The sequence below is a fragment of the Nonomuraea sp. NPDC048826 genome (genome assembly GCF_043198225.1).
Classification (GTDB): Bacteria; Actinomycetota; Actinomycetes; order Streptosporangiales; family Streptosporangiaceae; genus Nonomuraea.
This window is the reverse complement of record NZ_JBICUQ010000022.1, coordinates 1-6,674: the sequence shown is the minus strand read 5'-3', so window position 1 is coordinate 6,674 and position 6,674 is coordinate 1. Positions and strand designations below refer to the sequence as shown.

The following is a 6,674-nucleotide window of genomic DNA, read 5'->3' as shown; positions in this document are numbered from 1 at the left end:
CTCTCGCTGCGCCGGCTGGCCGCGCTGCCGCCCGGCGTCGCGCTGTATCCCACCCACGGCGCGGGCTCGTTCTGCACCGCCTCCGGCACCGGCCGCCTGACCTCCACCATCGGTACGGAGCTGACGGACAACCCGCTGCTGGCCATCGACGACCCGGAGAGGTTCGCCGACACGCTGCTGGCCGCCCCGATGCCCATCCCCGCCTTCTACCGGCGCATGGGCCCGGCCAACACCCTGGGCGGGCCGCCCATGCCGCCCGTCCTCGTGCCCGAGCTCGACGAGCCGGCCGGTCACGTCGTCGACATCCGGCCGCGTCACGTCCAGGCCCGCGGCATGCTGCCCGGCTCCATCGGCATCGAGCTGGACGACGACTTCGGCAGCTGGACCGGCTGGCTGCTGCCCCACGCCGGGCCGATCACGCTGGTCGCCGAGGCCGGCCAGGACGTCAGCGAGGCCGTCACCCAGCTCGCCCAGATCGGCGTCGACACCGTCCAAGGCGTCGTCCGCGACCTCGGCGAGAGCGCCACCCAGACCTACCGGCTCGCCGGCCTCGACGCCTTCGTCCGGCTCCTGCACCGGACGGACGCGCAGTTCCTGGATGTACGCATGCCGAGCGAGCGGGAAGAGACCCGGCTGGAGAACGCGGTCGAGCGTTTCCTGCCCGACCTGTTCGCCCAGGGCGTCCCCGACGGGCTCGACCCGGAGCGGCCGGTGCTCGTCGCCTGCGCCTCCGGCCGCCGGGCCGCCATCGCCGCCGGACTGCTCGCCCGCGAGGGCTACCGGCCGATCGTGCTCAACGAGGCGGGCGTGGCCGACGTCGCCGCCGCGCTGCGCCGGCCCGACGCCTGACCCGCGCCCCCGTACCCGCAAGGAGAGAACCCCGCATGTCCCGCATCGACGCAGCCCGCGCCCGCGCGCTGATCGCGACCGACCCCGACGTCCTCGTGGGGGACGTCCGCACCCCGGCCGAGTTCGGCGCCGCGCACATCGACGGCGCCATCAACCTGCCTCTCGACCAGGTCGACGCGCACCTGCGGCGCATCGTCACCGACGCCGGCGGCCGCCTGCTGCTCATCTGCCAGTCCGGCAACCGCGCCGGCGGCGTGCAGGCCGAAGCCGCCCTCGCCCGCCTGCGCGCCTCCGGGTCGAACAGCTGAGCAGGACCTTCTCATGACTTCGATATACCCCCCGGGGGTACCGATGTTCGTGGTGACACTGACGGCCGCCGCCCTGATCGGCGTCACCCTCGGCCTGTTCGGCAGCGGCGGCTCCATCCTCGCCGTACCGGTGCTGGTCTACCTCGCCGGCGTCCCCGCCAAGCAGGCCATCGCCATGTCCCTGCTCGTCGTGGCCGTCACCAGCGCCGTCAGCGCGATCGGCCACGCCCGCGCCGGACGCGTCCGCTGGCGCACCGGACTCGTCTTCGGCGCGGGCGGAGTGGCCGGCGGTGTCCCGGCCGGCGCCCCCTTCCTGCGGCTGTGATTGTCAGCCCGCCCACCGTCCGAAGGCCGCCTGCGCGCTGTTCTTGCCCTCGGCCAGCAGCCGGCCGTAGGCGGCCCGCACCGGCGCCGAGGCGGACTCCCCTGCTGCCTTGCCCTCGGCCGGATCTCTCACGCCGTAGCGGGCCGGCACCGTGCGAACCGCCGTCAGGTGCCGTGCCTCGGCCGCCGCGGCGAGTGTGCTCTTCTGCTCGGCGGTGAGGGTGCCCTTGGCCGTCGTCTTCTCTTGTGTCCTCCCCCTTCACTGTGCGGCGGGCGGGTTCAGGGGCTGTGGCGGGCCGATGGAGAAGAGGTGGAGAGACGGCCGGCGCGCTGTCAGGGTTCGAAGCGGTAACCCAGGCCGGGCTCGGTGACCAGGTGGCGGGGGCGCGCGGGGTCCGGTTCGAGTTTGCGACGTAGCTGGGCGAGGTAGACGCGCAGGTAGTTGGTCTCGGTCCGGTAGGACGGCCCCCAGACTTCCTGCAGGAGCCGCCGCTGATCGACCAGTTTGCCGGCGTTGCGGACCAGGATCTCTAGAATGTGCCATTCCGTGGGCGTCAGCCGGATGTCCCGGCCGTCGGCGGAGGTGACCTTCTTGACGGCCAGGTCGACGGTGAAGGCGTCGGTGCGGATGGTGGGGTCGCCGATGGCGGGGGTGGCACGGCGCAGGGCCGCGCGGACGCGGGCCAGCAGTTCGTCCATGCCGAAGGGTTTGGTGACGTAGTCGTCGGCGCCGGCGTCCAGGGCGGTGACCTTGTCGGCCTGCTGGTCACGGGCCGACAGCACCACGATGGGGGCCGTGCACCAGCCGCGCAGCCCGCGTACGACCTCGATGCCGTCCATGTCGGGCAGGCCGAGATCGAGGATGACCAGGCCGGGCGGGTGTTTGGCGGCGGCGGCCAGCGCGGCCGCGGCGGTGGCGGCGGTGTCGACCTGGTAGTGGCGGGCTCGCAGGTTGACGCTGAGGGCCCGGAGCAGGTGCCGGTCGTCTTCGACCAGGAGGATGCGGCTCATGGGCGCGGCGCGATGGGCAGGGTCAGGGTCATGGCCAGCCCTCCGCCGGGCGTGACGGACGGGCGCAGGGTGCCGCCCATGGCGTGGGTGAAGCCGCGGGCGATGGCCAGGCCGAGTCCGTTTCCCTGGAGTGAGCGGTCGTCCAGGCGCTGGAACGGCTGGAACATCTCCCCCCAGCGGTCTCGCGGGACGCCGGGGCCGTGATCGACCACCTGCAGGGTCACCGTCGCGGTGCCGGCGTGGGCGCGCACGGTCCACCAGTAGCGCGCTGGCCGCCACCAGCGAGGCGTTCTGCCCCAGGTTCTCCCGGCTGACCGCATAGGCGCCGCCCCCGTTCGGGTAGGCGTGGCAGGTTTGCCGGTAGGAGGCGACCACGACCACCAGCAGCACGATCACCGCCAGCGCCACCCAGGGGGTGAGCGTGAACATCGCCAGTCCGCCCAGGCTCAGCCCGAGCAGGATCTCCTCGGTGGCATAGGCGTTGGACGACAGTGGGTCGCTGCAGAACACCGGCAGCGCCAGCTTTTGGGCAGCAACGTCTCACCCAGCTGAGAACTACGTAGCGGACGGCCCACGACAAGACGCTTGGGCACGTCCAGAAGGGATTGCTTCACAAAGACATCGAAACCGGCGCAAGACCCAACGAACGGGCTCTTAACGCTTCCCTAGCACCCAGAGCCCCGGCCTTGACGCGTTCCTAACACGCACCTTCACCGCGTGATCGTCCAGGCCCTCGTGTCGGCGGGCGGCGGGGCGACTCGCGCGGGTAGACCGAGCTCGTCAGTGGAGTGGCGGAAAGACGGCGTCGTGCGCCAGCACCATGGCACCGATGGCATTTCCCGGACGGAGACCGCCGCCCGCAGGAACGCGGAACGTCAAGATTGATCGTGCGACAGCGCGGCGGACGTACCGTCGATGAACACCCGCAGGCCACGGTCGAAGGCCTCCTCCCCGATCGTCCCCCCGCCCTCACGCAGAGCAGCCTCCAGCACGGCGGGTACGCGGTCCAGGGAACCCGGTGACGGCGACGCCGCCTGCTCCTGCAAGACGAATCCATTGACGTAGTAGGTCAGGGAAGCGATCGTGTGCAACGCCAGTGCCGGAGTGAAGCCCCGGCTCACCATGGCCGTCAGCTCCTTCCCGAGCAGGGCGACAGTCTCTGGACTCAGCGATCGGGCATGGGCGACCACGCGGGCCCCGTCGCGCTGGGCCAGCAGCGACGTGCGGTAGGCGCGGGCGCGGCGCAGGAGCCAGTCCTGCCAGGACTCGTCGTCCCGCGGCGGACCCATTCCCGGAGCCCGGCAGATCGCGTCTGCCATGGCGTCGAGCAGTTCCTGCTTGGTGCGGATGTGCCAGTACAGGGCAGGGGACTGCACACCGAGTTCCGCGGCGAGCCGGCGCACCGTGAGCCCTTCCAGCCCCACTTCGTCGAGCAGGCGGAGCGCGGTGTCAACCAGGAGCTGCTTGGTCAGACCGGGCCTCTTGTCCTTGCGCATGCGCGGAGCTTAGCATTGCTAAATCAACCCTTAGCGATGCTAAGTGAGGAGGCCGCGTGTCCGTGTACGACGAAGGGCAGGGGTCCGTGATCGTGATGGTCCACCCGGGATTGTCCGACGGGCGGCGCTGCCGGAAGATCGCCTCGCAGATGTCCAGTGACTATCGGGTGCTGCGGCTGACCCGTGCGCAGTACCGGCCGGATCGCGGCGTGCCCGTCTCGGTGGAGCGGGAGGTCGAGGACGTACTGGCGCTCATCCGCTCCGTCGGCGAGCCGGTGGTCGTCTACGGTCACTCCTCCGGCGGGGTGGTCGCGCTGGAGGCCCTGGTGGCCTCGCCGTCCTCGTTCGCCGGCGCCGTGATCTTCGAGCCGGCGGCGGTGATCGGGCCGCCGCTGTCGGGGCAGGGCGGCGAGATCCTCCAGCGGGCCCGCGCGGCACTGGAGGCGGGCAAGCCGGGCAAGGCGTTGGCGATCTTCTTGCGGGACACCCTCAGGATGCCGGGCGGGCAGGCGCGGCTCGCCGGCGCGGTCACCGCCCTCATCCCGCGCTACCGCCGGCTCATCCCCCGGCAGCTCGACGATCTCGAAGCGCTGGACCGGCTCGGCCTGCGCCTCGACGCCTACGCCACGATCGAGGTCCCCACCGTTCTGCTCGGCGGCGAACGCAGCCCGGCGCACCTGGCCGAGCGGCTGGACGCCCTCCAGCGCGTGATGCCGCGCGCCGAGCGGGTGGTGCTCCCCGGATGCGACCACGGGGCCGACCTGAGGAAGCCGGCCGAGGTCGCCCGCGTCATCCGGAGCCTGGCCGAGAAGGTGTTGCCGACTGACGGCGCGTGATCAGCCGCCCCGCCCCGGTGCCGGCGAGGACCGTGCCTCCGGCTCCCGGCGCGGGACGGTCCAGCAAGCCAGCGCCTCGCGGGTGCGGAAGCGGCCGGTGGCGTCGATGACCAGTTCGACGCCGTGCGCCCCTGGCCTCATCGTCCGTCGCTCCCCACCAGCGGAGCAGAGGCCAGGGTCCCGTCCTGGACGGACCTTCGGCCCCATCGCCGAGAACAGCCCCCGCCGGGCGGGGGCTGCGCGGGGTCGTCCGTCCTATCGCAGCCAGGGGGTGCGCTGGACGACAGGGAGGTTGCCGAGCCCTAAGGTGCGACCGGCGCCGGCCAGGGCCAGGCCGATGAGGACGATCGAGTAGACGATGTGGTCGTCCATGAACGGGTTGTTGGCCAGGGGCAGCTCGGCCGCCCACATGAGGAGCAGCATCGCGGTCCCGGCGCCCGCGGCGATCCGGATGCCCACGCCCAGGACCAGCGCGAGGCCGATGCCGAGCAGGCCGGCCATGAACAGCCAGTCCACCCACGTCTGTCCGGCCAGCGCCGAGAAGAAGCCGCCGAGCGCGTTCTCGCCGGCGCCCTTGAGGAACCCGGTCGTGGGGCTGCCGCCGTTGATCCAGGCCCTGTCCGCGGGGGTGGCGAAGCCCCACCCGAACGTCTTGTCCAGGAAGGCCCACAGGAAGATCCAGCCGATCGAGATCCGGGCGACGGCCCAGACGTAGTCGACGGGACGACGGGCCCGCGCCGTAGCGGTGTCCATGACGGGTGTGCCGGCAGTGGTGGCCATGACGGCCCCCTTCCAAGAGTGGTGCGCTGTTTCCGTGGCGTATCAAGCACACCGCCGGCGGAGCTCGCGGAGCAGTGCCGGACGACCTCCGGCCCGGGGACCTTCGTCACGAAGGTGGGGCACGGCGCGTGGCGCGCCGTCTCTCCCGGCGAGCCGGTCCCGAGTCAGCTGCGTGACAGCCGCGCCGCCGCCACGGCCGCCTGGCCGTAGCTGATCCCGGCGTCGTTGACCGGGACCCGCACGCCGGTGTACGGCTCGAAGCCCGCGGCCGTCAGCCTGGCCAGCACGTCGGCGGCCAGCAGCCGGTTCTGGAAGACCCCGCCTGACAGGCACACCTGGGTGACGTCGTGCTCGGCCGCGGCCCGCTCGCACAGCAGCACGGTGACGGCCGCGATGGTGGCGTGGAAGGCGGCGGCGATCTTGCCGGCCGGTTCGCCGTCGGCGTCGGCCTCGATCAGGTCGCGCAGGGTGGCCACGCCGTCGTACACCCACAGCCCGTCGCGGCGCTCCAGCCGCCAGGCCAGCGGCTCGGCCCCCGGATAGGCGGCCGCCGCCTGTTCCAGCCGGAGCGCGGCCTCGCCTTCGAAGCCGTTCACCTCGCACAGGCCCAGCAGCGCGGCGGCGGCGTCGAACAGCCGGCCGGCGCTGGAGGTGGCCGGTCCGGCGACGACCTCGTCGCCGGACAGGTGGCCGGGCAGCGGGCCGGTACTGATCTCGCCTCCGAGCAGGTGGCCGAGGGCCATCCGGGCGGGCCTGCGCACAGCCGCCTCGCCCCCGGGCATGGGAGCGCGGGAGAAGCGGCCGACCCGCCGGTACCCGGTGTAGGAGGCCAGCAGCAGCTCACCGCCCCAGAACGTGCCGTCGTCGCCGAGCCCGAGCCCGTCGTAGGCCACGCCGAGGAAAGGCGGCTCCAGCCGGTGCTCGGCGGCGACCGCGGCGACGTGGGCGTGATGGTGCTGGACGGCGACGCGGCTCGGCCGGCGCCGCGCCAGCCGGCTCGACAGGTAGCCGGGATGCAGGTCGTGCGCCGCGTGCCGCGGCTCGACCCCGTGCAGGCGGCACGCGCGATC

General features: G+C 72.7%; 9 protein-coding genes and 2 pseudogenes. 4 read left to right on the top strand and 7 right to left on the bottom strand.

The annotated features are described in order from the left end of the window. The 3 genes and pseudogenes from ACGFI7_RS41670 to ACGFI7_RS41660 all read left to right on the top strand — a co-directional run. Nucleotides 1-849: rhodanese-like domain-containing protein (locus ACGFI7_RS41670; RefSeq protein ID WP_393415380.1), on the top strand; the 849-nt coding region annotated here is incomplete at its 5' end. 35 nt (nucleotides 850-884) lie between these two features. Then, nucleotides 885-1,127 (top strand): annotated as a pseudogene (locus tag ACGFI7_RS41665) (rhodanese-like domain-containing protein); the annotation flags it as partial. Nucleotides 1,128-1,200: 73 nt separating this feature from the next. Next, nucleotides 1,201-1,482 carry a TSUP family transporter gene (locus ACGFI7_RS41660; protein ID WP_393415377.1) on the top strand — a complete coding sequence of 94 codons (282 nt, stop codon included), beginning with the start codon at nucleotides 1,201-1,203 and terminating at the stop codon, nucleotides 1,480-1,482. A gap of 3 nt (nucleotides 1,483-1,485) precedes the next feature. Here ACGFI7_RS41660 and ACGFI7_RS41655 read toward each other — a convergent pair whose 3' ends face one another. The 4 genes from ACGFI7_RS41655 to ACGFI7_RS41640 form a co-directional block, all read right to left on the bottom strand. Then, nucleotides 1,486-1,632 (bottom strand): hypothetical protein, encoded by a 147-nt coding sequence (locus ACGFI7_RS41655; RefSeq protein ID WP_393415374.1) that lies wholly within the window; start codon nucleotides 1,630-1,632, stop codon nucleotides 1,486-1,488. A 182-nt stretch (nucleotides 1,633-1,814) separates the two neighbouring features. Next, the gene (locus ACGFI7_RS41650; RefSeq protein WP_393415371.1) at nucleotides 1,815-2,492 is read right to left on the bottom strand and encodes a response regulator; all 678 of its coding nucleotides are present in this window, start codon (nucleotides 2,490-2,492) and stop codon (nucleotides 1,815-1,817) included. Then, on the bottom strand, nucleotides 2,489-2,743 hold the full coding sequence (locus ACGFI7_RS41645) for a sensor histidine kinase (RefSeq protein WP_393415368.1): 255 nt from the start codon (nucleotides 2,741-2,743) through the stop codon (nucleotides 2,489-2,491). The genes ACGFI7_RS41650 and ACGFI7_RS41645 overlap by 4 nt, the downstream gene beginning before the upstream one ends. 624 nt (nucleotides 2,744-3,367) lie before the next feature. Next, nucleotides 3,368-3,988, bottom strand: a complete 621-nt coding sequence (locus tag ACGFI7_RS41640) for a TetR/AcrR family transcriptional regulator C-terminal domain-containing protein (protein ID WP_393415365.1) — start codon at nucleotides 3,986-3,988, stop codon at nucleotides 3,368-3,370. A 56-nt stretch (nucleotides 3,989-4,044) separates the two neighbouring features. On the opposite strand from ACGFI7_RS41640, the gene ACGFI7_RS41635 reads away from it, so the two are divergent. Then, complete coding sequence (locus ACGFI7_RS41635; RefSeq protein WP_393415363.1) at nucleotides 4,045-4,824, top strand: alpha/beta fold hydrolase; 780 nt, start codon at nucleotides 4,045-4,047, stop codon at nucleotides 4,822-4,824. On the opposite strand, the gene ACGFI7_RS41630 is transcribed toward ACGFI7_RS41635, so the two are convergent. The 3 genes and pseudogenes from ACGFI7_RS41630 to ACGFI7_RS41620 form a co-directional block, all read right to left on the bottom strand. After that, complete coding sequence (locus tag ACGFI7_RS41630; RefSeq protein ID WP_393415360.1) at nucleotides 4,825-4,965, bottom strand: hypothetical protein; 141 nt, start codon at nucleotides 4,963-4,965, stop codon at nucleotides 4,825-4,827. A 114-nt stretch (nucleotides 4,966-5,079) separates the two neighbouring features. Continuing rightward, a complete protein-coding gene (locus ACGFI7_RS41625) occupies nucleotides 5,080-5,604 on the bottom strand; it encodes a hypothetical protein (RefSeq protein ID WP_393415357.1) in 525 nt (174 codons plus the stop codon). A gap of 164 nt (nucleotides 5,605-5,768) precedes the next feature. Further along, a pseudogene (locus ACGFI7_RS41620) lies at nucleotides 5,769-6,674 on the bottom strand (carbamoyltransferase HypF); the annotation flags it as partial.

Excerpts from the sequence above, each read along its gene's own strand:
- ACGFI7_RS41630 (WP_393415360.1), bottom strand. The coding sequence starts at position 4,965 with ATGAGGCCAGGGGCGCACGGCGTCGAACTGGTCATCGACGCCACCGGC.
- ACGFI7_RS41625 (WP_393415357.1), bottom strand. The coding sequence starts at position 5,604 with ATGGCCACCACTGCCGGCACACCCGTCATGGACACCGCTACGGCGCGG.
- ACGFI7_RS41640 (WP_393415365.1), bottom strand. The coding sequence starts at position 3,988 with ATGCGCAAGGACAAGAGGCCCGGTCTGACCAAGCAGCTCCTGGTTGAC.
- ACGFI7_RS41660 (WP_393415377.1), top strand. The coding sequence starts at position 1,201 with ATGTTCGTGGTGACACTGACGGCCGCCGCCCTGATCGGCGTCACCCTC.
- ACGFI7_RS41650 (WP_393415371.1), bottom strand. The coding sequence starts at position 2,492 with ATGAGCCGCATCCTCCTGGTCGAAGACGACCGGCACCTGCTCCGGGCC.